Origin of the sequence: Paracraurococcus lichenis (genome assembly GCF_030657435.1) — a bacterium.
GTDB classification, from domain to species: domain Bacteria; phylum Pseudomonadota; class Alphaproteobacteria; order Acetobacterales; family Acetobacteraceae; genus Paracraurococcus; species Paracraurococcus lichenis.
In genome coordinates, this window is the sequence record NZ_JAUTWS010000027.1 from 18,882 (window position 1) to 43,308 (window position 24,427).

Genomic DNA, 24,427 nt, shown 5'->3' on the forward strand with positions numbered 1-24,427 from the left:
GCCACTCGATCAGCAGGAACGGGCCCGGTCCGCCATTTCAAGCCCGGGAGCCGAGTAATGGCGCAAGGAGCACGCCCTTGCGAGGCATGCGCACCCGAGCCCACAAAACTGTGAAGGGGCTGATATATAATAAGGAATGTATTTCAGCGAACATTCATCTCCCTCGAATGGCTCTCGTAAGGGCGAGCACAGGAAGGAGGCCGGTAGCGACGATCAGCAGCGCGGCCGTGCTCGCCTCGGCCAGCCTCTCATCCGCGGCGAGCCCATGGACCCTGACCGCCAACGTATCGAAATCAAAGGGCCGTACGATCAGCGTCGCCGGCAGTTCCTTCATCGTGTCCACGAAGACCAGCAGGAAGGCGGTGAGGAGGCTGCCCCTGGCGAGCGGCAATTCGACCCGCCAGACCGCCCCGGCCGGCGAGGCGCCGAGCACCCGCGCGGCGTGGCGGAGCGAGGGCTTCACCCGGGCCAATCCCGACTCGACCGCGGAGAGGGCGACCGCGAGGAAGCGGACGAGATAGGCGAAGACCAGCGCGAGCATGCCGCCCGAGAGCAGCAGGCCGGTCGACAGCCCGAACCGCGCCCGCATCCAAGCATCGAGCGCATTGTCGAAGAGGCCGAGCGGCACGAGGGTGCCGACCGCGATGACCGAGCCTGGGATGGCATAGCCGAGGCCGGCCACCCGCAGCGCCAGCCGCGGCGCCGGCCGCGGGTCGAGCCGCGCCGCCCAGGCGAGGAAGGCGGCCAGCAGCACCGCCGCGCTCGCCGCGGTCCCGGCCAGCACCACGCTGTTGCGGGCGAAGGGCAGGAAGCGCGCCGGCTCCAGCGGATCCCCGACCTGGACCATCAGCATCAGCAGCGTCCCCGCCGGCACGAGGAAGCCGAGGACGACCGGCATGGCGCAGAGCAGGAAGGCCGCCGGCGCCTTCCAGCCATGCAGCGGCACCGGGTTGAGCGGCGGCTGCCGCGTCGTGGTGGCGTGGAAGCGCCGTCCGCCGCGCGAGAGGTGCTCGAGCGCCAGCAGCGCCGCGACCAGCCCCATCAAGCAGGCGGCAAGCTGGCTGGCGGCGCCGCGGTCGCCGAGGCCGAACCAGGCCTCGTAGATGCCGGTCGTGAAGGTGCGGACGGCGAAATGCTGCACCGTGCCGAAATCCGCGAGCGTCTCCATCAGGGCCAGCGCGACGCCGCCGACGATGGCCGGCCGCGCCATGGGCAGGGCGAGGCGGAGGAAGCAGGCGCCGAGCGAATGGCCGAGGGTGCGGGAGGCCTCGAGCAGGCAGACGCTCTGCTGCTGGAAGGCGTTGCGGCAGAGCAGGTAGACATAGGGGTAGAGCACCATCGCCAGCATGACGGCGGCGCCGGGCAGGCTGCGGATCTCGGGGAACCAGTACTGGTTCCAGCGCAGGCCGGTGACGGCGCGGAAGCCGGTCTGCACCGGCCCGGCGACATCCAGCAGCCAGGTATAGGCATAGCCGCAGACATAGGCCGGCATGGCCATGGGCAGCAGCAGCGCCACCTCCAGCAGGCCGCGGCCGGGGAAGCGGCAGGCCGAGACCAGCCAGGCCGAGACCGCGCCGGCGGTCGCCGTCATCAGCCCGACCAGCAGGAAGAGCGCGACGGAGTTCGCCAGCATCTCCGGCAGGGTGGTGGTGGCGATGTGGTGCCAGACCGCGCCCGCCGGCACCGCCGCCGAGACCAGCACCGCCAGCAGCGGGGCGGCGATGAGGCCGGCGAGTGGCAGCGAGAGCAGGCTCCAGCCGCCCCGCCGGCGGCGCGGCCGGGGCGCTGCCTCCGGCAGGGCGAGGCCGGAGGTGGAAGGGGCGGCGGTCACGTGGCCAGGATCATGGCAGCTGGGGTCATTTGCGATTCATTCGCAATGACCCTAGCATGCCGCCTCGCCGCCGTGGAACCCGCGACGACGCGCGCCCAGCGCCGCTATTCGGCCGCCTTCTTCGCCTCCCACTCGGCGACGGTCATGCGCGGCACCTCGAAGCGGTCGGTGGTGCGGGCATACCAGCCGCGGCCATGCATGCGCCCGACCAGCCCGAGCTTCGGCGTGTCCACGTAGCACTTCACCGGGTCGAGGACGCAGTCGTCCTGGATGTGCACCGCGACGACGCGGCCGAGGACGATGGTGTGCCGGCCCGCCGGGACGAGCTGGAAGGTGACGCATTCGAGGGCCACCGGGCTCTCGGCGATGCGCGGCGGCTTCACCTTGGCCGAGGGCAGCTTCGTCAGCCCGGCCTCGGCCAGCTCGTCGACGCCCGGCGGGAAGTCGATGGCCGTCGCATTCATGCCGTGGATGGCGCTCTCCGGCACCAGGTTCACCACGAACTCGCCGGTCCTACGGATATTCTCGGCCGTGTCCTTCAGCGCGCCCTCCGGCCGCGGGCCGCAGCCGATGCCGACCACGACAGGGTTGTCGGAGAAGGCGTTGAAGAAGGAATAGGGCGCGGCATTCACCACCCCTGCTTCGTCCTGGCTGACCACCCAGGCGATCGGCCGCGGCACCACGGAGGAGACCACCAGCTTGTAGCAGTCCTGCGGGGCGAGCTTCTCGAAGTCGAACAGCATTCCGGGAATTCCTGATGCATGCGTGCGGCGACGGTGGCGTGGCGGCGCCGGGCTGTCGAGGGGCGTTTATGTCAGGGTAATCTAATAGGCGCATCCTACGGTCGAGGAGGGTCCCCGCACGATGCGCCTGTTCCGCAACCTGTCCGTCGGCCGCAAGCTGGCGGCGAGTGCCGCCCTCGCCATCCTGCTGCTCGCCGGCCTCGTCCTGGTGGTGGAGAGGGAACTCGCCGCCTCGCGGGAGCAATTGCTGGCCGAGCGCAAGGCGGTCGCGGCCCAGACCGCGGCGCAGGGCGCCGCCAGGGCCGTCATGCGCGCCGATGTCGCCTTGCGGGACATCGTGCTGTCGCAGGCCACCGAGGGCGTGGACCAAATGACCAAGGGCATGGAGGCCGAGCTCGCCCGTGCCCGCGACCAGCTCCAGGCGGCAGCCGAGTCGGCGGCCGATCCGGCGGTGACGGAGCGGCTCGACCTCGCCCGCCAGGCGCTCGGCGCCTATGCCGCTTCGGCGGTCGACCAGGCCCGGCTGCGGCGGGAGCTCATCACCCAGCGCGACGGCGCGCTCTTCGCCCGTGTCGGCGAATACGACCAGGCCTTCGAGGCGACGGCGAGCATGGTCGACCTCGACGTCCCGGCCGAGCAGCGCGACGAGGCGCGGCAGCGGCTGATGACCTTCCACACCGCGCTGAACGATGTCCGCTTCTCCAGCCAGCGCTACCTCGCGACCGCGGAGGAGACGCAGTCCCGGCGGGTCCGCCGCGCGGCGGCGCAATTGCGGGTGCATGCCCGCGCCCTGTCGGGCGTCGCGGCGAACGGGCCCGGCGCGGCCGACCTGCAGCGGATCACGGGCATCGCGGATGCCATCACCCAGTCGGCGCTGGAGGTGGTGCGGCTGGCCGAGGACATGCAGAAGGCGCGGACCGAGCAGAGCACCCCGGCGCGCGAGCGGCTGGAGGCCGCCCTGGCGGAGGCAAATGCCCGCCTCGGCACCCTGGCGGCGGCGCGGGTCACCGCCAGCGCCGCGGCCGCGTCGAAGGTCGAGGCCGCGACCCTCTGGCTCGGGCTCGGCGTGGTCCTCATCCTCATCGCCTCGGGCTGGCTGATGGCCCGGAGCATCGGCGCGCCGCTGCAGCGCCTGGCGACGACCATCCGGACCATCGCCGGCGGCGATGCCTCCGTCGCCGTGCCCGACCGCGGCCGGCGGGACGAGATCGGCGCCATCGCGGCGGCGCTGGAGGACCTGCGCGGCACGGTGCAGCGCGCCTTCGCCCAGCAGCAGATGCTGGAGCAGATGCCGACCGGCATCATGACCGTCGACCCGCGGGACGGGTTCCGCGTGACCTACATGAACCCGGCCAGCCGCGATCTCCTGCAGCGGCTGGAACACGTGCTGCCGGTGCAGGCCGATGCCGTGCTCGGCCAGGGCATCGAACTCCTGCGCGCCGATGCGGTGCAGGGAAACGCCATCCCGGAGGATCCGGACCGGCTGCCGCAGCATGCCCGGTTCCACTTGGGGGAGGAGGTCATCGACGAGTCGATCAGTGCCATCCGCGACGCCGAGGGGCGCTACGTCGCCGCCATGCTGGTCTGGACTGTGGCGACCGCCCAGGCGCGGCTGGCCGACAGCTTCGAGGCCGAGATGGGCGGCGTGGTGGAGGCGGTCGCCGCCGCGGCCGGCCAGGTGCATGCGGCGGCCGAGGCCCTGTCCGGCGCCGCCGCGACCGGCGGGCGGGAGGCGGAGGCGGTGGCTGCCGTCAGCGGCCGGGCCGGTGCCGATGTCCAGGCCGTGGCGGCGGGCGCCGAGGAACTGGCGGCGAGCGTCGCCGAGATCACCCGGCAGGTGGCGGACGGCGCCGCCGTCGCCCGCTCCGCGGCCGAGGAGGCGCGGGCGACCGACGGGACGGTGCAGGGCCTGGCGGAGGCCGCGCAGCGGATCGGCGACGTGGTGCGGCTGATCGGCGACATCGCGGGGCAGACCAACCTGCTGGCGCTGAACGCGACAATCGAGGCGGCGCGGGCCGGCGAGGCGGGCAAGGGCTTCGCCGTGGTGGCCTCCGATGTGAAGACCCTGGCCAGCCAGACCGCCAAGGCCACCGAGGAGATCGCCGCGCAGATCGGTGCCATCCAAACGGCGACCGGGGAGGCGGTGACGGCGCTGCGCAGCATCGGCTCCACCATCGAGAAGATGAACGAGGTGACCGGTGCCATCGCCGCAGCGGTGGAGGAGCAGGGCAGCGCGACCCGCGAGATCGCCCGCAGCGCCGCCCAGGTCGCCGAGGGCACGACGGCGGTGAACCAGCGCATCGGCGACGTGCGCCGCGCGGCGCAGGAGACGGGCGAGGCCTCGGCTTCGCTGCTCAGGGCGGCGAACGACCTGACCGGCCATGCCGGCACGCTGCGCAGCCGGTCCGGGGAGTTCCTGGCGACGGTGCGGCGGGGATAGGCGACCCCGCCGGCCCTGGCCTAGGGTTCCCCCCGACACGCAAGAGGGGGAACGGCCATGGCCTTACCGGAGAAGCAGGTCCCGGCAGTGCATCATCGCCGGATCGGCGACATCCTCGTGACCACGGTCAGTGACGGCTATCTCGACGGCTCCATGGCCGTCATCCAGAACATCGAGCCGGAGGCCGCGGCGCAGATGCTGCGCGACGCCTTCCGGCCGGTGCCGCGGCGGACGGCGGTGAACTGCTTCCTGATCCGCAGCGGCGGCCGCACCGCGCTCGTCGATACCGGCTGCGGCGGCGCCATGGCGGCGACCGGGGGCAAGCTGTTCGAGAACCTGGCGGCGACTGGCGTCGACCCGGCCGCGATCGACACGGTGCTGCTGACCCACATGCATCCGGACCATTCCAACGGCCTCTCGGACGCGGCGGGCAAGGCGCTCTTTCCGAATGCCGAGCTGGTCATGCACGCGGCGGAGCACGCCTTCTGGCATGACGACGCCGCGATGGCGAAGGCGGACGACTCGAGTCGCGAGCGCAATTTCATGGCCTGCCGCGCCCAGGCCGCGCCCTACCGCGCCCGGCTCCGGCTGCATGAGGGCGGCGAGGTCTTCCCCGGCGTCACGGCCATGCCCTTCCCGGGCCATACGCCGGGGCACAGCGGCTACATGGTCGTCTCCGGCCAGGACAGCCTGCTGATCTGGGGCGACATCATCCATGTGCCGGAGATCCAGATCCCGCGCCCCGAGGTGACGATGGCCTTCGACATCGACCCGGGCCAGGCGCAGGCGACGCGCCGGCGCGTCTTCGACATGGTGGCGACCGACGGCCAGGCGGTGGCCGGGATGCACATGCACTTCCCGGGCTTCCTGCACCTCGTCCGCCGCGGCGAGGGCTATGCCATGATCAACGACGGCTGGTACCCCGCGATGTAGCGCGCGGGCCGGCCCCCTCTCGCCCTGCCGGGCCTGCCGTGGCAGGCTCCGCCCCGTCCAACGAGGAGGAGACGGGGCATGCTGCCACCCGGCAGGGCGAAGCCGAAACCGACGCCCGAGACGAAGCATTTCTGGGAGGGCTGCAAGGCGGGCAAGCTGCTGCTGCAGCGCTGCGGCGATACCGGCCGCGCCTATTTCCCGCCGCGCCCCTTCAGCCCCTATACCGGCACGCGCAACGTCGAGGTCTTCGAGGCCTCCGGCCGCGCGACGCTGCACAGCTACGTCATCCACCACCGGCCGGTGCCCGGCTTCACGCCGCCCTATGCCATCGCGGTAGTCGAGCTCGAGGAAGGCCCGCGCATGATGACCAACATCGTGGACTGCGAGCAGACGCCGGAGGCGCTCCAGCTCGACATGCGGCTCGAGGTCGCCTTCACCCCGATGGACGAGGAGATCACCCTGCCGCTCTTCCGTCCCGCGCAGGGAGGCAAGTGATGCTCGGACGCGGAGAGATCGCCATCGTCGGCGCCGCCGAATCCACCCGGATCGGCGCGGTGCCCGAGATGTCCCAGATCATGCTGCATGCCGATGCGGCGCTGAACGCCATGGCCGATGCCGGCCTCAAGCCCGGCGACATCGACGGCGTGGCCTGCGTCGGCCCGATGATGCCGCAGCAGATCGCGCATTACCTCGGCATCACCCCCAGATGGGTGGACGGCACCGGCGTCGGCGGCTGTTCCTTCATGCTGCATGTCCGCCATGCCGCGGCGGCCATCCATGCCGGCTATGCCGATACCATCCTCATCACGCATGGCGAGAGCGGCAAGTCGCGCATCAATGCCACGCCGCGCCCGGCCGAGCCCGAGGGGCTGAACGGGCAGTTCGAGATGCCCTACGGTCCCTTCGGACCGCCGACGCTCTTCCCCATCCCCGTGCTGCGCTACATGAAGACCTACGGCGTGACGCATGAGGACCTGGCGACGGTCGCCGTGGTGCAGCGGGAATGGGCGGGCAGGAACCCGCGCGCCATGTTCCGCGACCCGATCACGGTGGACGACGTCCTCAACAGCCGGATGATCGCCTATCCCTTCCGCATCCTGCAGTGCTGCCTAGTGACGGATGGCGGCGGCGCGCTGATCCTGACGAGGTCCGACCGGGCGAAGGATTTTCCGACCAAGCCGGTCTACATCCTCGGCACCGGCGAATCGGTCGAGACCAACATGGTCTCCCAGATGGAGGATTTCACCAGTTCGCGCGCCTTCCGCGTGGCGGGACCGACGGCGATCGCGGCGGCGGGGATCGACCGCAAGGATGTCGATCACATGATGATCTACGACGCCTTCGCGCACCTGCCGCTCTATGGGCTGGAGGATCTCGGCTTCTGCAAGCCGGGCGAGGCGGCGGCCTTCATCCGCGAGGGCAATACCCGCCCGGGCGGCAAGCTGCCGCTCAACACCAATGGCGGCGGCCTCTCCTACACCCATACCGGCATGTACGGCATGTTCGCCCTGCAGGAGAGCGTGCGGCAGATGCGCGGCACGGCGCCGGCGCAGGTGCCGGGCGCCAAGGTCAGCGTCTGCCATGGCGTCGGCGGCATGTTCAGCGCCTCCGGCACCATCGTCTTCTCGAACGAGCGGCCCTGAGCCATCGTCCCTGGCCTGGCCCACACGGCGTGTGGGCCAGCGCCTGGATGGATCGGTGTGCGGGTGCAAAGCCTGGGAGGTTCGCCGGAGGCGGATCGCAACCGGGGCCGCATCGGCCTCGTGGAGATCGGCGCATCGTCCGGGTCTCGCCGGCGCAGGCATGCTGCTGTCAGCGCCAAATCCACAAATTGTGTCGGGAAGCCGGGACGATGGTGGGCGCGACAGGGATTGAACCTGTGACCCCTACCGTGTCAACGTAGAATTCAGCAACGAAAATACGTAAAGAAATCAGGGATTTGCGTCGCAACAGATGCTATTCTGCCCGTCTCTTGCCCACCGAATTTCTAGAACAAAAAACGAACGAAACCCTCATCGATGTACAAAATGTCGGAGCTTTCTACCCTGGAATAGCTTAGCTGGAGGTAGGGCTATGCAGTCCGGTTTGTCGCCTGCTTGATGTTCTATTGTCCGACCCGACCCGTGCCGAGTAAGTACTGGTAGTGTTGCTAATCTGCCCGGCGCAGCGCGGTGTGCCGCCGCACAGAGTGTGTGTGCGAGGAATTTGGTCCGCAAGTGGCTACAAGATGGCAACTGTCTAGATCATCCACCAAGAGTCGATGCGCCGTGAGAGCTAGATTTGCCTGCGGTTTAGCTTGAGCGACCCCATTCAAGGACTCTAAAGTGCGGTTGGAGTTTGCCCGTCCGGGGTGAGTTAACGCCGTGCCGATTAGGTGTTAGGTTGGGACGCTGTTTAAGGGCAACGAACGCCAGCAGCGGAAGGGGCGCGATGACGCAGAGCGAAGGTCAATTTGAACCTCTGCATGAGGGGCATGCTATCGACCACGTGCTCTTCGCTGTCCAGTTTGCTCGGCCATTGCCAGAAGGCGCTTTCTCTCGCGCTGAAATGCAGCGCCTCCACAATCGGGTTCGAAAAATGCTACCTCGGGGAGGCGAGGAGCAATCGATTGACGTGACGGTTCCTAATTTGACGCTTGATCAGCCAGCCGCGACGAAAGCGTCAATTAGTGCATTCTTTTTCGATCGAGTCAGGCCGGATGGCCATCCTGGCATCCAGTTAAGAGTTGAGCGACAACTCATAACCCTTCGGCATACGCAATACAGTAGATGGGATGCAGTTACACGTGAGGTGTATCGGCTGCTTGAGGAAGCTTGCGCGTTGTTCACGACGTCGCAGATCCCGCCGGTTTCGGTCGGCTTAACGTATCTGGATACATTTGTTTGGATGCATAGTGACGGGCCGCCTAGGGTCTCCGAATTACTCCAGCCGCCTGGACGCTCCCAATGGATTGCTCCTGTTGTCTACAACACTCAAGAACAGTGGCATTCTCATGCGGGCGTCTTTCAACGGCTAGATGATCATGTAAGACGATTGGTTAACGTTAATTTGGACGATGTTCATCTTCAAACACCTGAAGGTGAGCAGCGTCGCGGCATCAGCGTCGCCATCGTTCTAACCGACGCGATAAACCAATCCGGCTACATACCAACCGAGGTTGATCCTAGAGACGCGTATAAGTGGGCACGCATCCGGTTTGAAATGCTTCATTCTGAAAACAAGCGCTTGATGGGAGAGGTGATCTCTGAAGCCATTGCTGCCCGCATCAATCTTGGGGGGGCAAGCGAATGAGCGGATTTGCGGTTTCTCGCTCTACATCTAGCGTTACTGCATCCCGGCCACACGCAGTTTCCGTTTGGGGGCACGATGCTTTCAATCATCAGGTTGAAGGTGCTTTTTACACGAAAGTAGAAGTGGCGTCTAATATATCATCGGAAAATTATACTCCTCAGCCGAAGGAGTATTTACAGAGGACTTATTGGGAGGAGGACAGATCTGAAGAGCGCCTTCTCGACCTTACCTTTATGGGGGCTAATAACTCTGACCGCGCAGCGCGTCGTACTATAAGTCAAATTAATATGACGCGCATATCTATGAGGGAAATCGCGCGGCGTACAGAGAAGCTGTTGCAGGAGATGCATTACAGATCTCACTCGGAATATCTGGCGCAGTTTCTAATTTGTCCAACGCCAGATAACCATACCGAAGATTCATGGCTCATCTCGAAAAAAATTGCTGAACCAGTCTTATTAATTGAGACTTGGGAAAATCAACATCGCGCTGAAAGTTCTGTTGCTGTTCTCGAGAGAACTGGAAGTCACTCTCCAGCTTGGACTGCGGTTGTGCAAGACACTTCCTTGACCCTCATCAAGGGAAGGCTTCTTAGCAGATTGCGCCGCTTCGCAGCATTTAAAGAGGGCTGGGATGGCTACTCTGCACAACCGCTCAGCAAAGCTGCAGTACGGAACGCAAGAGCATTTCTCGATGCCTTTGGGCAAGCTGTGGAGAACTCGCATTTCTCGGCAAGCGACGTTTTTCCGCAAGTTGAGGCAGGCATTGACGGTAGTGTCACGTTCTTCTGGGAGCGTGATGGAGCTTTTGCGTCGGTTGAGGTGGGTGACGATAATGTTCTTCATTGGTTCGTCGAAGCGGGAAGTGTTGTGATGGAGGAGGATGAGCAATTTGATGGTTGGTTGATGCCACCATCTCTTTGGACTTCTCTATCGCTTCACACCCTTTAGAATAGAAGCCGGCGTCGACGCGATGAACGAGGGCCAGGATTTGTGTGCCCGATGCAGAGAGGTTGAGCTAGCGTCTCGAGGAGATCATAAAAGTCGAGTGGAGCGCATCGACACGGCTGTCCCAATGTGTGGCTGCCAGAGACTCCGAATTGTAGACCTTTCTCCTGGTCCGGTAGCTGACGCAGAGCGCGTTATGCGCATCCTGCTCTCAACCCACGTCGTCGATGGAATCGTTGGCGTAACTGCATTCCAAGGCAGTGACAGTGGGGGGCTCTCTGTCTGCAGGTATCGTGACGGAGACGACGCGATTACAGAACTGGCGCTCGCCGTATCGAACATTGTGACGCTGGCCCGCGCGAGGGGTGAAAATATAACTGCTGACTGGGCGGGTGTCGCAATCGCGGACGTCAAAACTATAAGAAGCATCCAAACCCCTGAGGGTGGAACGAACGCATATTGTGTCTACGATACGGCACGGCCGGCGAACTCCCTGCATGCTGAAGTGATGATGCGTGTCACCATCGTAAGAGAAAAGCGCCGTAGTGCCGTGAGGCAGGAACTCCGGAAAGCGTTCGGACCGACGTTAGTTACCAAAGAAGAGCTTCTTGGCGGCAGAGTGCTCGCAGCTTATTTGGCTTTGCATTCTAATACTTAATAGAGGATTTGTGTGGCATCACTGGAAGCAGTGAAAAAGAGTGGCGGTGCTTTGGCATTAGTAATTTGCAGGTTTTGCAACAGGTATGGAGAATGACCTCCCAATCCTTCACATGTTGCGAGTACAGACACTCTTTGGCCAAGCCACATCTGGTCTACCCGGTTCGATTCCGGCGAATAGCACGGCAGCGGAATATGGCTGATGTTGGGCGGCACGACGGTTTCACGCGGAATGTGCCATTCTGCACCATCGAGCACGGGTGCGACAGCGTCGTCGCAGCCTCCAACCAGATCCCACTTTCTGGTTTAACTGGCGAGCCTGCTCTCTCGCTCCGACTTGGCGGCCCCGCGGCAGTGGCGTGATAGACGACGCGCAGCCACGCGCAGCGCAGCGAGCATGGTTGAGGCTGGTGTGAGCCCTGATCCGTCGCCGCCAAAGAGCACTGTGGCAGCCTCACGCGCCGTCGGACGGCCTCGCTCGCAGCGCTCAGACCCCGATTGCGAGGTCATGGGGCGGGTAGCCGTCGGCGATTGAGATGAGGGATGCGGTGCAGCATGAGGCGGATTGCGGCCAAGGTGACCATCTCTTCGGAGACCTCGGGCAGCACCTCGTAGCCGTTGGAGTGCCGCCGCCACCGGCCGAACCAACCGAGCGATTTCTCGATCACTTAGCGGCGCGGCTGCTCGACGAAGCCGGTAGCGCCTGCAGCGCGGCAGACCGTCTGTCTCCACGACAACATGGCGTTTGCGCCCTTTCAGCTGCTTCACGGCATCCCAGCCGCGCGGGCCGCCGCCCTCCGTGGTCTTCGCGCTCTGGGTGTCGGTGATCGCCGCCGTGGGGTTGGCCTCCCGCTCCGCTCCCTTGCGCAGCATGGCCGCGAAGTGGTGGCGGATGCTCTCCCACACGCCATCGGAGCGAAAGTGCGCATGTAGCCGTACACTGTTCGCCACGGCGGAACACCGCCGAGCCGCCAAGCTCAGTGCATCAGCCGAATGCAACGGATGGCGTCGCTAAAACAAATCGATGATGCCCGGCTCTTGCCCACATGCGGACGCATCGGTCCGGGTCCGTAGCCCTGGGAGTTCGCTCCGAGCCGAGAATTTAAGCCCATTTATCAATAGCTTAGCAGGAAATAGGTGTCTCGACGCTTCAGATGCTCGGTGCCGCCTTTTGTCCCTGAATGTCCCTATTTGGCGCTTTAAGAATGACACCTAAGCCCTTGATATTTCGGACGAAAGTGGTGGGCGCGACAGGGATTGAACCTGTGACCCCTACCGTGTCAAGGTAGTGCTCTCCCGCTGAGCTACGCGCCCATCGTCCGGGAGCGCGGCTATAGCCCGGCCGCCTGGGGTGGGCAAGCCTTTACCGGCATGAATGATGGTGGTGGGTGACAGAGGCGGGCGCCTGTGGCTTGATCGTGGGTGCCGATGGACCTCCCGCTGGATCTCACCCCCGCCGCTCCGCTCACCGCGGAACCGCCCCCCTATCTCCTGTCGCGCCCGGCGCGACGGAGCTGTCCGCTCGTCTTCGCCTCGCCGCATTCGGGGCGGTTCTATCCGCCCGACTTCGTCGCCGCCGCGCGGCTCGATCCCGTCGCCCTCCGCCGCTCGGAGGACGGCTTCGTGGACGAGCTTTTCGCCGCGGCGCCGGAGCATGGCGCGCCGCTCCTCGCCGCGACCTTCCCGCGCGTCTTCTGCGACGTGAACCGGGAGCCCTGGGAGCTCGACCCCGGCATGTTCGACGGGCCGCTGCCGGCCTGGGTGAACACCGCGAGCCCGCGGGTCGGCGCCGGCCTGGGCACCATCGCCCGCGTGGTAGCGACCGGCGAGGCGGTCTATCGCCGCAAGCTGAACTTCGCCGAGGCGGAGGACCGCATCCGCCGCTACTGGCAGCCCTACCACGCGGCGCTGGCCGCGCTGATCGCCGAGACGCGCGACGAGTTCGGCGTCTGCCTGCTGATCGATTGCCATTCCATGCCAACCCATCCGGCGCAGGTGAACAACCCGCCGGATTTCGTCCTGGGCGACGCGCATGGCACGGCCTGCGCCCCGCGGGCGACGCGGCTGGCGGAGCAGGCGCTCGCCCAGATGGGCTATCGGGTCCGCCGCAACGATCCCTATGCCGGCGGCTACGTCACCCGCCACTACGGCCGGCCGCGGGAAGGCGTGCATGCCCTGCAGGTCGAGGTCGCCCGTCCGCTCTACATGGACGAGTCGCGGATCGAGCGGCTGCCGCGCATGATGGGGCTGCAGGCGGACATCACGCGGCTGGTCGCGGCCCTGACGGCGGCGGACTGGTCCGCGCTGCGCTGAACCGCGGGCCCAGGCCCACGACTCCGACGATCTCGTGAACCACCTGACGGGCCCGTGACCCCACGGCGCCTCAACCCGTGCCTAAACAAAAAAAGGGCGGTGCCTTGCGGCACCGCCGAGTTTAGGGAGGAAACGTCCAAGAAAGGCAGACAACGCGGCCAGGCCGTGTTGCTGCGATGCACAAGCTAGGGCGCCGGCCGGCGCCCTGCAAGGGCTTTTTGCGGCGCAGCAAATATCTTTCTGTTTAACAACGACCCGGCCGTCCCGCCGGTCACGCCCTCCCCACGACACACACCTGCCCCCGGGGGGCCGGCACCGTCCCTGAGGAATTGTCTGCATGCGGCCTGCCGCCATCGTCGCCCTGGTCCTGGCCGTTCTTGCCCCCGCGGCCAGGGCAGAGCGGCCGGCCGCCCCACCCGCCGACCCCAGCCAGCTCTGCCGCCAGGCGATCCAGGCGGCCGAGCGCACGGAGCGCCTGCCCGCCGGCCTGCTGCATGCGATCGGCCGGGTGGAGGCCGGGCGCCCCGATGCCGCGGGCCGCGGCGTCTCCGCCTGGCCCTGGACCATCAATGCGGAAGGGCAGGGCCGCTTCTTCGACACGCGGGAGCAGGCGATCGCCGCGGTCGAGGCGCTGCGGGTGCGCGGGGTCAAGCTGATCGATGTCGGCTGCATGCAGGTGAACCTGCACCACCACGCGCAGGCCTTCCCCGATCTGCGGACCGCCTTCGACCCGCAGGCCAATGCCACCTATGCCGCGCAATTCCTGAACCGCCTCCACGCCCAGAGCCGGAGCTGGGAGCAGGCCGCGGCCAACTACCACTCGCAGACGCCCGAACTGGCCGAGGCCTACCGCATCAAGGTCATGGAGGCCTGGCCCGCCATGGCCGTGAAGCTGGCCGAGGAGCGCCGGCGCGAGGCGATGGTGGCGGCCTGGAGCAATGGCCGGGTGGTGGAGGCGCGGCCGATCATGGGCAATGGCTTCCAGGTGGTGGCCATGGCCGGGCGACCTGGTCAGGCCACGCCGCCGTCAGGGCCGAATGCGCCGCTGCTGGTCATGGGCACTCCGGTGCTGCGGCGGGGCGTGACGCCCGCGGCGCCGCCCGTCACGGCGGCACGCACCGCCGCCGGCCGCCGCCCGCTGATGCTGGAAGTGGCGGAAGCGCAGCCGGGCCGCGTCGCGGCGCGATAGGGCGGATCGCCGCGAGGGGGAAACCCGCAGCGGCGTGGCCCTGCCCCCCGGATCCGGCAGGCGAGGGCGCCGCAGGGCGCCCGCCGCGTCGGATCAGCCGCCGAACTCGGCCCGGATCGCCACCGAGTGCTGCCCGATGGCCGGCACCGGCCCGAGTGCGCGCGGCCCGTCCGAGAGCCGCGCCGGCGGCGCGCCGATCTGCACCGTCCCGTTCGGCGTCTCCACCGTCACCCGGCGCAGCGCCGGATGCGTGCGCAGCCCCTCGCAGTCGTTGACGAAGCCATAGGCGGTATTGGCGCGGCGGAGCTTCGCCGCGCATTCCTCCCGCGTAAGGCCGGCGAACATCCGGGCGATATGCGCATCCACCATCGGGCGGTGCGCGACGCGCTCGTTGTTCACGCGGAAGCCCTCCTTCTGCGGCAGGTCGGGCTCGTCCAGGAAATGGGCGCAGAAGCCGGCCCATTCGCGCTCGTTCTGGATGGCGATGAGGACGAGCTGGCCGTCCTTCGTCTCGAAGGCGCCGTAGGGGCAGATGGAGGGATGCGCGAGGCCGATGCGCGGCGGGTTCCGGCCCGTGCCCTCGTACTGGAGGAGCGGCACCGTCATCCAGTCCGCCATGCCGTCGAAGAGCGACACGGCGATGCCCTTGCCGCGGCCGGTGATGCCGCGCTCGATCAGCGCCTCCAGCACCGCGGCATAGCTGTGCATGCCGCAGGCGATGTCGCAGGCCGAGACGCCGACGCGCCCCGGCCCCTCGGCGCGGCCGGTCACGTAGGCGAGGCCGCTCTCGGCCTGCACCAGCAGGTCATAGGCCTTCATGGCGGCATAGTCGCCCTCGTCGCCATAGCCCGAGATGTCGACGGTGATCAGCCGCGGATGCCGCGCCCGCAGCTCGGCGCTGCCGAAGCCCGCGCGCTGCATGGCGCCCGGCGCGAGGTTCTGGATGAAGACATCGGCCTTGGCGACCAGTCGCTCGAGCAGCGCCTTGTCCGCGGGGTCCTTGATGTCGAGGCAGAGGCTTTCCTTGCCGCGGTTCAGCCAGACGAAGTAGCTGGACTGGCCCTTCGCCACCGCGTCATAGGCGCGGGCGAAATCGCCCTCGGCACGTTCGATCTTGATGACCCGCGCCCCGGCATCGGCGAGGCGGCTGGCGCAATAGGGCGCGGCGACGGCCTGCTCCATGGAGACGACGAGCAGGCCTGCAAGGGGTTTCGAACCAGACATGAGCTGCTCCGTCAGGCTGTCTTGGCGAGGGTGGGGTCGACCCAGTGCGAGGGAAGCGGGTGGTTTCCCGCGCCCCCACCCGAATGGTGGGAGCCACGGCCGACGATCGCGGCCACGACGAAGAGCTTCGGTGCGAGGAGAACCCATTGCGGAAGACCCGCGCCGGGCGGGTATTGCTCGTCCGGCGGGATGGCGGCCATGTGCGGCATGGCTGGCACGATCTTCACAATCCGGTTCGCGCCTTCCAGCACGAAGCTTTCTGCCGTCTGGCGCTTGGCCAGGTCGTGGCCCGTCCCGAGCCGCGCGTCTGCCGATGTCGACGCTGCCCGGGACAGCGCTTCGATCCGCGCTTTAAGGGGTATGCCCGATGGCGTCGCGGCCGCCGCCTCGCCGCCAGAGAGATGGCTGTAGCCGGCGAAGGCGAACTCCTCGGGCTGCACGGCCTCCTTGAGCGCGAGCAGCATCCAGCCCTGGCCGAGCCGGCCCGCACGGAAGCCGAGCGCACGCTCGAGGTAGGCGGCATCGCGGTTGATGACCCCAATCAACCGCGTCACAAATCCCTTCTCGCGGACGAAGTCGCCGACCTTCAGCGCCATGCGTGTCAATAGCTCCGCGGCATGCCCAACACATGCTCGCCGACATAGCTCAGCACCAGGTTGGTGCTGATCGGCGCCACCTGGTACAGGCGCGCCTCGCGGTACTTGCGCTCGACATCGTATTCCTCGGCGAAGCCGAAGCCGCCATGGGTCTGGATGCAGGCCTCGCCGGCGGCCCAGGCGGCCTCGGCGGCCAGCATCTTCGACATGTTGGCCTCCTCGCCGCAGTTCTGCCCCGACTCGAACTTGCCGAGGCCGAGCTGCAGCAGCGCCTCGGCCGCGCGCATCTGGGCATAGGCGCGGGCGATCGGGAACTGGACGCCCTGGTTCTGGCCGATGGGGCGGCCGAACAGCACGCGCTCCTTGCTGTAGTCCACGGCCTTCTTGATGAACCACTTGGCGTCGCCGATGGATTCCGAGGAAATCAGCAGCCGCTCGGCGTTCATCCCGTCGAGGATGTAGCGGAAACCCTTGCCTTCCTGGCCGACCAGGTTCTCCGCCGGGACCTCCATGTTGTCGAAGAAGACCTCGGTCGTGTTGTGGTTCATCATCGTCCGGATGGGCCGGATGGTGAGCCCCTTGCCGAGCGCGGCCTTCATGTCGACGATGAAGGTGGAGAGCCCCTCGGTCTTCTTCTGCACCTGGTCGCGCGGCGTGGTGCGGGCGAGCAGCAGCATCAGGTCGGAATGCTCGGCGCGGCTGGTCCAGATCTTCTGGCCGTTGACGATGTATTTGTCGCCCTCGCGCCGGGCGAAGGTGCGCAACGCCGTGGTGTCGGTGCCGCTGGTCGGCTCGGTCACGCCGAAGGCCTGCAGCCGCAACTCGCCCGTCGCGATCTTCGGCAGGTAGCGCTTCTTCTGGTCGGCATTCCCGTGCCGCAGGATGGTGCCCATGATGTACATCTGGGCATGGCAGGCGCCGGCATTGCCGCCGGACCTGTGGATCTCCTCGAGGATCGCCGCCGCCGCCGAGAGCGGCAGGCCCGCGCCGCCATATTCCTCCGGGATCAGGGCGCCGAGATAGCCGGCCTCGGTCAGGGCCTGGACGAACTCGGTCGGGTAGGCGCGCTCCCGGTCCACCCGGCGCCAGTACTCCCCGGGGAAGCGGGCGCAGAGCTTCGCCACCTCCTCCCGGATCTCGGCATGCGGGTCGCCTGCGGGACTGGGATGGGTGAGCGTCTGGTCCATGGAAACGTCCTCCGGCCTCCGGCATTAGGACCCGCGCCCGGGGCTGGCAAGGCGGCCCGCGGGCCGGGGAGGGCCCTGGCGGCGCGCGTCCGGGCGGCGCCGGGCACCCCGGTCCGTGGGCTATTCGGCCGCGAGCCGCCGCGGCAGCACCGCCTCGAGCGAGGTGCGGACGACGATCGCCGCCGCGCCCGGCGCCCGCAGTGCCGCCTCCAGGGCAGGGAGGTCGCCCTCGCCCTCCACCACCGTCACCGGCACACGGAAGGCGGCGCACCACTGCGCGAAATCGGGATTCACCAGCGTGGTGCCGGAGACGCGGCCGGGATGCGCCTTCTCCTGATGGATACGGATCGAGGCATAGCTGCCATTGTCCGAGAGCACGAGCTTGAGCGGGGCGCCGCGCGCGACCGCCACCGCATACTCCCCGCCCGTCATCAGCGCGCCGCCGTCGCCGACGAAGGCGATCACGGTGCGGTCCGGGCAGCGCAGCGCCGCGGCGACGCCGGCCGGCACGCCGAAGCCCATGGCGCCGGAGACCGGCACCAGCAGGCGCTGCGGCGGCACCCAGCGCGCCTTGCGGTAGAAGGGCGCGCCGAAGGTGCCGGCATCCAGCGTGACGATGGCATCCGGCGGCGCGATCCGCTCGACCAGCCGCGCCACCTCGGCGAAGGCGACGCCGTCCGGCCAGCGGCCCGGCGCGACCTGGCAATCCGCGACATGGATCTGCCGCAGCCGGGCATTCCAGGCGGCGCGGCTTTCCGGTGCGGCCGGCGCCATGCCGGCCAGCGCCGCGACCGTCGCGCGCGCCTCGGCGGCGATGGCGAGCTCCGCCGGGAAGAGCCAGCCGAGGAAGCGCGGATCGGCGCAGACATGCACCAGCCGCTGCCCGGCCGCCGGCCAGGTCCAGCCCTGGGTCGTGATGTCGGTCAGCCGTGTGCCGAGCGCCAGGACCAGGTCGGCCTCGGCGAAGACGGCGCGCTGCGCATCGGGGTTCCGGAGGCCGAGATCGCCCGCATAGAGCGGATGCGTGTTGTCGAAGAGGTCCTGCCGGCGGAAGGAGACCGCGACGGGCAACTGCCAGGCCTCGGCGAAGGCGCGCAGCGCCTCGCGGCCGCCCGCGGCCTCGAAGCCATGGCCGGCGAGCAGGATCGGCCGTTCCGCCGCGCGCAGCATCGCCGCGAGCCGGGCGGCATCCTCCGGGGCGGGCGGGACGGGCGCGGGCAGGGTGGCCGGCAGCAGCGGCGCGCGGCACTCCATGGCCAGCACGTCCTCGGGCAGGGAGAGCACCACCGGCCCCGGCACGCCGCCCATCGCCATGGCATAGGCGCGGGCGATCAGCTCCGGCGCCTGGTCCGGCTCGGTCGCCTCGCCGATCCACTTGGCGACGCCTCGGAACATGTTTTCATAGTCGATCTCCTGGAAGGCGTTCCTTCGGAGATCCCGTTTCTCCACCTGCCCGACCAGCAGGATCAGCGGCACCGCATCCTGCTCGGCGGTGTGCACGGCGATGCTGGCATTGCAGGCGCCGGGGCCGCGGGAGACGAGGACCACGCCGGGCCGCCCCGTCAGCTTGGCATCCGCCACGGCCATGAAGCCCGCCCCGCCCTCGCTGCGGCAGGTGACGAGGTCGAGTGCATTGTGCGCATGCAGCGCATCGAGCAGCGCGATGTAACTCTCGCCCGGCACGCAGAAGGCGCGGTCGATGCCCTGCGCGGCCAGGAATTCCACGATGCGTTCGGCGGCGGTGGGCATGCGGTCGTCCGGTCGTTTCCCTTGGTCCCGGACTACCGCAGCGGCGGGGGATTGCAACCCCGCGGGCTCAGCGGATCGCGTCCGAGAACCGCGCCGTGACGCCGCTCACCGTCTCGCGCTCGACGGCGATGGTGACCTCGGCGCGCCAGATCCGCCCCGTCTCGGCGCCGGGCGCCGCATGCGTGCAGCGCCAGGCGGCGCCCTGCGGGCTGCAGGCGAAGCCCTGGGATTCCAGGTGGCGGATCAGCGGCGCCGCCGGCGTGCCGGTAGGGAATTGCGCGCGCAGGTCGCGCTCGAGTGCGGCGGCGCCGGCGGTGCTGCCGAGCCGGCGATAGGTCTCCAGCGGGCCGGCGGCCTTCCGCTCGCCGCCAAGCCAGGCGATGCCGCCGACCGCCGCGAGCAGCACGCCGCCCGCGAGCGCGGCGCGCAGCAGCGTCCCGCGCGAGAGGCCGAGGCCGGTGGTGGCGGTGGTGTCCGCCCTCTCGCGCGCCATGCCGCGCTCAGTCGCGGTTGCGGCGGATCAGCCGGCCGGGCGCCTCGCCGGTCAGGCCCTGGCCGGCGCGGAAGACCGGGACGCCATTGGTCCAGACCTCCTCGATGCCGTCGCTCTCCTGCTTCGGATCCTCGAAGGTGGCGCGGTCCATGACCTTGTGCGGGTCGAAGAGGACGAGGTCGGCATAGGCGCCGGGCCGCAGTTCCCCGCGGTCCACCATGCCGAAGAGCCGGGCGGTGCGGCCGGTCATCTTGTGGATCGCTTCCTCCATGCTGAGGAGCCCGAGTTGCCGGCTGTAGAGGCCGAGCACCCGCGGAAAGGTGCCCCAGAGACGCGGATGCGGATGCGCATCGTGCGGGATGCCGTCCGAGCCGATGACGGAGAGCGGATGCTGCATGATCCGCCGCACATCCTCCTCGTCCATCTGGAAGGTGATGGCGCCGGCGGGCAGCAGCTTCTCGGCCGCGGTGCGGATATCGGTGTTCCAGCCGCGGGCGACCTCCGACAGGTCCTTGCCCGCCATCTCGGGGAAGGGGATGGACCAGGTGACGATGACGCGGACATCGTCGCGCAGCCGGTCCGGCATCAGCACCGTCGACCCGGCGGGGTAGGGGTACATGTCGTAGGCGACTTCCTGCATCGAGGCCGCGGCCTCGATCAGCGCCAGCGTCTGCACGCTGCGGCCGTAATTCTCCGGCATCGAGCATTTGTGGTGGCTGATCCAGACCGGCACGCCGACCCGCTTGCCGATCTTCAGCGTCTCCTCGATGGAGGCGCAGACCCGGTCGGCCTCGTCCCGCATATGGGTGAAGTACATCCCGCCCGCGGCGCGCAGCGGCTCGGCCACCGCGATCACCTCCTCGGTCGGGGCATGCATGTTCGGCTTGTACCAGAGGCCGGTGGAGAAGCCCGAGGCGCCCTCGGCCAGCGCCTCGGCGACCAGGCGGCGCATCTCGGCGATCTCCCGGTCATTGGCCGGGCGGTAGAGGTCGTCGCCCATGACGCGCCAGCGCAGCGTCTGGTGGCCGATGATGGCATAGGTGTTGACCGCCGCCGGGGTCTTGCGCACGGCCTCGGCATAGTCGCCGAAACTCCCGAAGGAGAAGCCGCTGTCGCCGACGAGGTCGAGCGGCGGCGGCGGGCGCTTGCCGGGGCGCTGCTCGAGCGGCGCGAGGCTGACGCCGCAATTGCCGACGACGACCGTGGTGACGCCCTGCGACGACTTGCAGCGCAGGCAGTCGCAGCCCATCAGCACGGCGCGGTCGTCATGCGTATGGGCATCGATGAAGCCGGGGGCGAGGGCGCGTCCGGTGGCGATCACCTCCCGGTCGGCGCTGGCGCCGCCGAGGTCGCCCACGCCCACGATCCGGTCGCCGCTGACCCCGACATCGCCGACGCGGCGCGGCCCGCCCGTGCCGTCGAAGAGGGTGGCGTCACGGATGATCAGGTCGCAGCGAAGGGCCATGGGTCGGGAATCCGGCGGGCTGGAAGGGCAGGGATCATGTCCCGTCCCCGAGGCCGGCGCCAGGGGACGGCGCGCGGGGACAAGCCAGCGCCGGCGACCGCGCGCAGTGTGCGCAGGGTCATGTCCCGGAATGGTATCACGGCGCCATCCTGCGTGGATGCCGGCTGCCCGCAGAGGGCAGCGGCGGGGGAGCCGGGGGGCGCCGCAACCCCACGGCCGATCCCCATGCCGGGACCGACCCACCAGGAGACTGCCCATGGCTGCGAACCAGGCTCCCGCCCCCCGCAGGATCAAGGGATATGGCTGGCGCCCCGACCTGCCGGATATCCGCGACCACTTCTACAGCGCGCCGCTGCACGCGCTCGGCACCCTGCCGTCGAAGGTGGACCTGCGGCCGCACTGCCCGAAGGAGGTCTACGACCAGGGCCAGCTCGGAAGCTGCACCGCCAATGCGATCGCCGCCGCCGTGCAGTTCGACCGCATGAAGCAGCAGCTCACCCCCGACTTCATCCCCTCGCGCCTCTTCATCTACTACAACGAGCGGGTGATCGAGGGCACCGTGGGCGAGGACAGCGGCGCCTATATCCGCGACGGCATCAAGAGCGTGAACCGCCAGGGCGTCTGCCCGGAGACCGAGTGGACCTACAACATCTCCCGCTTCACCGAGAAGCCGTCGGAGGGCTGCTACACCGACGCGCTGAAGACCCGGGCGACCAGCTATTCCCGCCTGGTGCGGTCGCTGACGCAGATGAAGGGGTGCCTCGCCTCCGGCTTCCCCTTCGTCTTCGGCTTCACCGTCTATGAGAGCTTCGAGAGCCACGAGGTGGCGAAGACCGGCGTGGTGCCGATGCCCTCGACCGGCGAGAAGGTGCTCGGCGGGCATGCGGTGCTGGCGGTGGGCTATGACGACGCGTCCAGCCGCTTCCTCGTGCGGAACTCCTGGGGCCCCGGCTGGGGCATGGATGGCTATTTCACCATGCCCTATGCCTACCTGACCGATGGCAACCTGTCGGACGATTTCTGGACCATCCGGATGATCTCGGCACCGGGGGCCTGAGCGGCCCACCGCGGGAGGCGGCCCACCCGGGCCGCCTTGCTCCCGGCGGCCGGTTCACGGCGTCGGGCAGAGCCCTCTGCCGACCGGACGCCTCAGCCGCCGACCCGGACGGTGAGGGTGAATTGCCGCACCGGCGGCTCCTCGCCCCAGCTACGGGCATGGTCGAGGCGCAGCGCGGCTTCGCCGGGCTGCGCCGCTTGCCAGGCCCAGTGATGCGTGCCGCCGGCGCCCGGCCGCGGCGGGCCCGGCGTGAAGCCCTGGTCCAGCAACTGCAGCACCGGCGCTCCCGCCGCGAGGAGCCGCCAGCGATAGCCGGTGGTCGGGTTCTCCGGCAGGGCCAGCACCAGCCTGGCGCCCGGCGTGATGGTGACCGTGTCGCCATTCGCCCGCTCATCGAGGCTCGTCATCGGACCCTCCGGCTGCGCCCCCGCGCGGCTGGGCCATCCGCCGGCGGCAAGGGCGCAGGCCAGCACGACACCAAGGCCGGCGCGGGCGCGCTGCATCCGACAGACCTCCTCCGGGCAGGGTAGGGCATTCTCGCGCCGGCCGTGTAGCGTGGGAATGCTCCGGGCTGCTGCTGGTCAGGGCAGCGTCCCGCCTCCGGGCGTTTCCGCTCTCCCGCCCGCGGCGGTCAGACCTCGACCCCGTAGAGCTCGCGCGCCGCCTGCTTCGTGATCAGCCCATCCGCCACGTCGCGCCTGACCAGCTCCGGGTCGCGCCGCTTCGGGTCGCCCATGCCGCCGCCGCCGGGCAGCCTGAGCAGCAGCCGTCGCCCCTTCGGGATCACCTGGAAGCCCTTGGTGCGCAGCGGCGTGCCGTTGTCGTCGTTCAGCCCGACCCAGCCGGACGCGCCCTCGCCGCCGCCCTCGCGCCCCTTCGGCGGGTTGGCGACGCGGTCGAAGATGGCGTTCACCGCGAACTCGGCATCGCCCTTGGCGCCGATCTCCATCACCTGGCCGAAGCCGCCGCGGGTGCGGCCGGCGCCCGCCGAGTCAGAGCGCAGCTCCTTCTTCCAGAAGATCACCGGCGCGACGTTCTCCGTCGCCTCCACCGGCATGGTGCGCACGCCGGAGGGGAAGGCGATGCCGTCGAGGCCGTCCTTGCCTGGCCGGGCGCCGGTGCCGCCGGAGTTGAAGGTGATGATCTCGAAATCCTCGGTCTCCGCCGCCTGGCCCGAGACCTGGGAGCCGCCGCGCAGCGGCGGGTTCCACAGCGCCGAGGAGCCCTCCGCATTGACGCGCCCCGGCACCGCCTGGTGCAGGCAGCCCATCATCAGGTCGGGCAGCAACTGGCCGACGACATGGCGGACGGAGACGGGGTAGGGCCGCGGCGCGTTCAGGATGCAGCCCTCCGGGATCTCCATCCGGAAGGGGCTGAGGCTCGCCCAGTTGTTCGGGATCTCCGGCGCCACCACGCATTTGATCCCGAAGCAGGCATAGGCGCGGCAATAGGCCGGGGGCACGTTGATGCCGCGGGTGGAGAGGCCGGAGGTGCCGGCGAAGTCCACCACGATCCGCTCGCCCTCGATGCTCATGGCGGCGTTCAGCGTCACCGGCGCCTCGTAGCCGTCCGACCTGATCTGCGCGCGGTAGGTGCCCCGGGGGAGCTTCCGGATCTCCTCGAGCGTCGCGTGCAGCGAGCTCTCGAAGATGAACTCGGCCAGCGGGTCGATGCTGTCCATGTCGAACTCGTCGAGCATCTCGACCAGCCGCCTGGCGCCGGCGTCGTTGCAGGCGCAGAGGGAATAGACATCGCCCTCGAGCTCCACCGGCGTCCTCGAACCGGCGCGGAGGAAGTCGAAGAAGGTCTCGTTCGGCGTGCCGCGGTCGAAGCACTTCACGATGGGGATGTAGAGGCCTTCCTCGAAGACGCTCCGCCCCTCCGGCCCCATGCCGAGGCCGCCGATATCGATGATATGCGCGGTGTTGGCGAAGAGGCCGACGATCTTCCCCTTGCGGAAAGCGGGCGTGACGACCGTCAGATCGTGCAGGTGGCCGGTGCCGAGCCAGGGGTCGTTGGTGATGTAGTGGTCGCCGGGCTGCATTCCCTCGGCCGGGAATTTCGCCAGGAAATGCCCGACGCTCTCCATCATGGAGTTGACGTGGCCCGGCGTGCCGGTGACGGCCTGCGCCAGCATGCGGCCCTTGAGGTCGAAGATGCCGGCGGAGAGGTCGCCCGCCTCCCGCACCGTGGTGCTGAAGGCGGTGCGGATCATGGTCTGCGCCTGTTCCTCGACCACCGCGATCAGGCGGTTCCACTGGATCTGGCGCTGGATGGTGGCGAGGGCGCCCTTGGAGTCTGCCATGGCCCGG

Annotated in this window: 21 protein-coding genes and 1 tRNA gene; 10 read left to right on the forward strand and 12 right to left on the reverse strand. The window is 68.5% G+C overall.

Features of this window, described 5'->3' with window-relative positions; all coding sequences use genetic code 11:
• Positions 1 to 154 precede the first annotated feature (154 nt).
• Both Q7A36_RS23400 and Q7A36_RS23405 read right to left on the reverse strand, forming a co-directional pair.
• Positions 155 to 1,831, reverse strand: a complete 1,677-nt coding sequence (locus Q7A36_RS23400; protein ID WP_305106177.1) for an ABC transporter permease — start codon at positions 1,829 to 1,831, stop codon at positions 155 to 157.
• A 104-nt stretch (positions 1,832 to 1,935) separates the two neighbouring features.
• Positions 1,936 to 2,574, reverse strand: a complete 639-nt coding sequence (locus Q7A36_RS23405; RefSeq protein ID WP_305106178.1) for a flavin reductase family protein — start codon at positions 2,572 to 2,574, stop codon at positions 1,936 to 1,938.
• 121 nt (positions 2,575 to 2,695) lie between these two features.
• On the opposite strand from Q7A36_RS23405, the gene Q7A36_RS23410 reads away from it, so the two are divergent.
• From Q7A36_RS23410 to Q7A36_RS23440, 7 genes are all read left to right on the forward strand, one after another.
• Positions 2,696 to 5,014, forward strand: a complete 2,319-nt coding sequence (locus Q7A36_RS23410) for a methyl-accepting chemotaxis protein (RefSeq protein WP_305106179.1) — start codon at positions 2,696 to 2,698, stop codon at positions 5,012 to 5,014.
• 57 nt (positions 5,015 to 5,071) lie between these two features.
• The gene (locus tag Q7A36_RS23415) at positions 5,072 to 5,947 is read left to right on the forward strand and encodes an MBL fold metallo-hydrolase (RefSeq protein WP_305106180.1); all 876 of its coding nucleotides are present in this window, start codon (positions 5,072 to 5,074) and stop codon (positions 5,945 to 5,947) included.
• Positions 5,948 to 6,025: 78 nt separating this feature from the next.
• Positions 6,026 to 6,442 (forward strand): Zn-ribbon domain-containing OB-fold protein, encoded by a 417-nt coding sequence (locus Q7A36_RS23420; RefSeq protein ID WP_305106181.1) that lies wholly within the window; start codon positions 6,026 to 6,028, stop codon positions 6,440 to 6,442.
• Positions 6,442 to 7,590: a thiolase C-terminal domain-containing protein gene (locus Q7A36_RS23425; RefSeq protein ID WP_305106182.1), complete on the forward strand. Its 1,149-nt coding sequence runs from the start codon at positions 6,442 to 6,444 to the stop codon at positions 7,588 to 7,590. The genes Q7A36_RS23420 and Q7A36_RS23425 overlap by 1 nt, the downstream gene beginning before the upstream one ends.
• A gap of 787 nt (positions 7,591 to 8,377) precedes the next feature.
• Entirely contained in the window at positions 8,378 to 9,238 is an 861-nt protein-coding gene (locus Q7A36_RS23430; protein WP_305106183.1) for a TIGR04255 family protein, read from the forward strand.
• Complete coding sequence (locus Q7A36_RS23435; RefSeq protein ID WP_305106184.1) at positions 9,235 to 10,188, forward strand: hypothetical protein; 954 nt, start codon at positions 9,235 to 9,237, stop codon at positions 10,186 to 10,188. Before Q7A36_RS23430 ends, Q7A36_RS23435 begins: the two co-directional genes overlap by 4 nt.
• 193 nt (positions 10,189 to 10,381) lie before the next feature.
• Entirely contained in the window at positions 10,382 to 10,843 is a 462-nt protein-coding gene (locus Q7A36_RS23440; protein WP_305106185.1) for a hypothetical protein, read from the forward strand.
• Between the two features lie 505 nt (positions 10,844 to 11,348).
• On the opposite strand, the gene Q7A36_RS23445 is transcribed toward Q7A36_RS23440, so the two are convergent.
• Both Q7A36_RS23445 and Q7A36_RS23455 read right to left on the reverse strand, forming a co-directional pair.
• Positions 11,349 to 11,510: a hypothetical protein gene (locus Q7A36_RS23445; protein WP_305106231.1), complete on the reverse strand. Its 162-nt coding sequence runs from the start codon at positions 11,508 to 11,510 to the stop codon at positions 11,349 to 11,351.
• A 571-nt stretch (positions 11,511 to 12,081) separates the two neighbouring features.
• Positions 12,082 to 12,156: transfer RNA gene (locus Q7A36_RS23455), tRNA-Val, on the reverse strand.
• A gap of 114 nt (positions 12,157 to 12,270) precedes the next feature.
• On the opposite strand from Q7A36_RS23455, the gene Q7A36_RS23460 reads away from it, so the two are divergent.
• Positions 12,271 to 13,155, forward strand: coding sequence for an N-formylglutamate amidohydrolase (locus Q7A36_RS23460; protein ID WP_305106186.1), 885 nt, complete (start codon positions 12,271 to 12,273; stop codon positions 13,153 to 13,155).
• Between the two features lie 337 nt (positions 13,156 to 13,492).
• Positions 13,493 to 14,344, forward strand: a complete 852-nt coding sequence (locus Q7A36_RS23465) for a transglycosylase SLT domain-containing protein (RefSeq protein WP_305106187.1) — start codon at positions 13,493 to 13,495, stop codon at positions 14,342 to 14,344.
• A gap of 93 nt (positions 14,345 to 14,437) precedes the next feature.
• On the opposite strand, the gene Q7A36_RS23470 is transcribed toward Q7A36_RS23465, so the two are convergent.
• The 6 genes from Q7A36_RS23470 to Q7A36_RS23495 all read right to left on the reverse strand — a co-directional run bounded on the left by Q7A36_RS23470 (position 14,438) and on the right by Q7A36_RS23495 (position 21,058).
• Positions 14,438 to 15,568 carry a CaiB/BaiF CoA transferase family protein gene (locus Q7A36_RS23470; RefSeq protein ID WP_305106188.1) on the reverse strand — a complete coding sequence of 377 codons (1,131 nt, stop codon included), beginning with the start codon at positions 15,566 to 15,568 and terminating at the stop codon, positions 14,438 to 14,440.
• A gap of 11 nt (positions 15,569 to 15,579) precedes the next feature.
• Positions 15,580 to 16,164, reverse strand: coding sequence for a hypothetical protein (locus Q7A36_RS23475; protein ID WP_305106189.1), 585 nt, complete (start codon positions 16,162 to 16,164; stop codon positions 15,580 to 15,582).
• A gap of 5 nt (positions 16,165 to 16,169) precedes the next feature.
• Complete coding sequence (locus tag Q7A36_RS23480; protein ID WP_305106190.1) at positions 16,170 to 17,351, reverse strand: acyl-CoA dehydrogenase family protein; 1,182 nt, start codon at positions 17,349 to 17,351, stop codon at positions 16,170 to 16,172.
• A 120-nt stretch (positions 17,352 to 17,471) separates the two neighbouring features.
• Positions 17,472 to 19,100, reverse strand: coding sequence for a thiamine pyrophosphate-binding protein (locus Q7A36_RS23485; protein ID WP_305106191.1), 1,629 nt, complete (start codon positions 19,098 to 19,100; stop codon positions 17,472 to 17,474).
• Between the two features lie 67 nt (positions 19,101 to 19,167).
• Positions 19,168 to 19,593 (reverse strand): hypothetical protein, encoded by a 426-nt coding sequence (locus tag Q7A36_RS23490; RefSeq protein ID WP_305106192.1) that lies wholly within the window; start codon positions 19,591 to 19,593, stop codon positions 19,168 to 19,170.
• 7 nt (positions 19,594 to 19,600) lie between these two features.
• Positions 19,601 to 21,058: an N-acyl-D-amino-acid deacylase family protein gene (locus Q7A36_RS23495; protein WP_305106193.1), complete on the reverse strand. Its 1,458-nt coding sequence runs from the start codon at positions 21,056 to 21,058 to the stop codon at positions 19,601 to 19,603.
• A gap of 256 nt (positions 21,059 to 21,314) precedes the next feature.
• On the opposite strand from Q7A36_RS23495, the gene Q7A36_RS23500 reads away from it, so the two are divergent.
• Positions 21,315 to 22,115: a C1 family peptidase gene (locus tag Q7A36_RS23500; protein ID WP_305106194.1), complete on the forward strand. Its 801-nt coding sequence runs from the start codon at positions 21,315 to 21,317 to the stop codon at positions 22,113 to 22,115.
• Between the two features lie 92 nt (positions 22,116 to 22,207).
• On the opposite strand, the gene Q7A36_RS23505 is transcribed toward Q7A36_RS23500, so the two are convergent.
• A complete protein-coding gene (locus tag Q7A36_RS23505; protein WP_305106195.1) occupies positions 22,208 to 22,522 on the reverse strand; it encodes a protease inhibitor I42 family protein in 315 nt (104 codons plus the stop codon).
• Positions 22,523 to 22,746: 224 nt separating this feature from the next.
• The gene (locus Q7A36_RS23510) at positions 22,747 to 24,420 is read right to left on the reverse strand and encodes a hydantoinase B/oxoprolinase family protein (RefSeq protein ID WP_305106196.1); all 1,674 of its coding nucleotides are present in this window, start codon (positions 24,418 to 24,420) and stop codon (positions 22,747 to 22,749) included.
• Between the last annotated feature and the right edge of the window lie 7 nt (positions 24,421 to 24,427).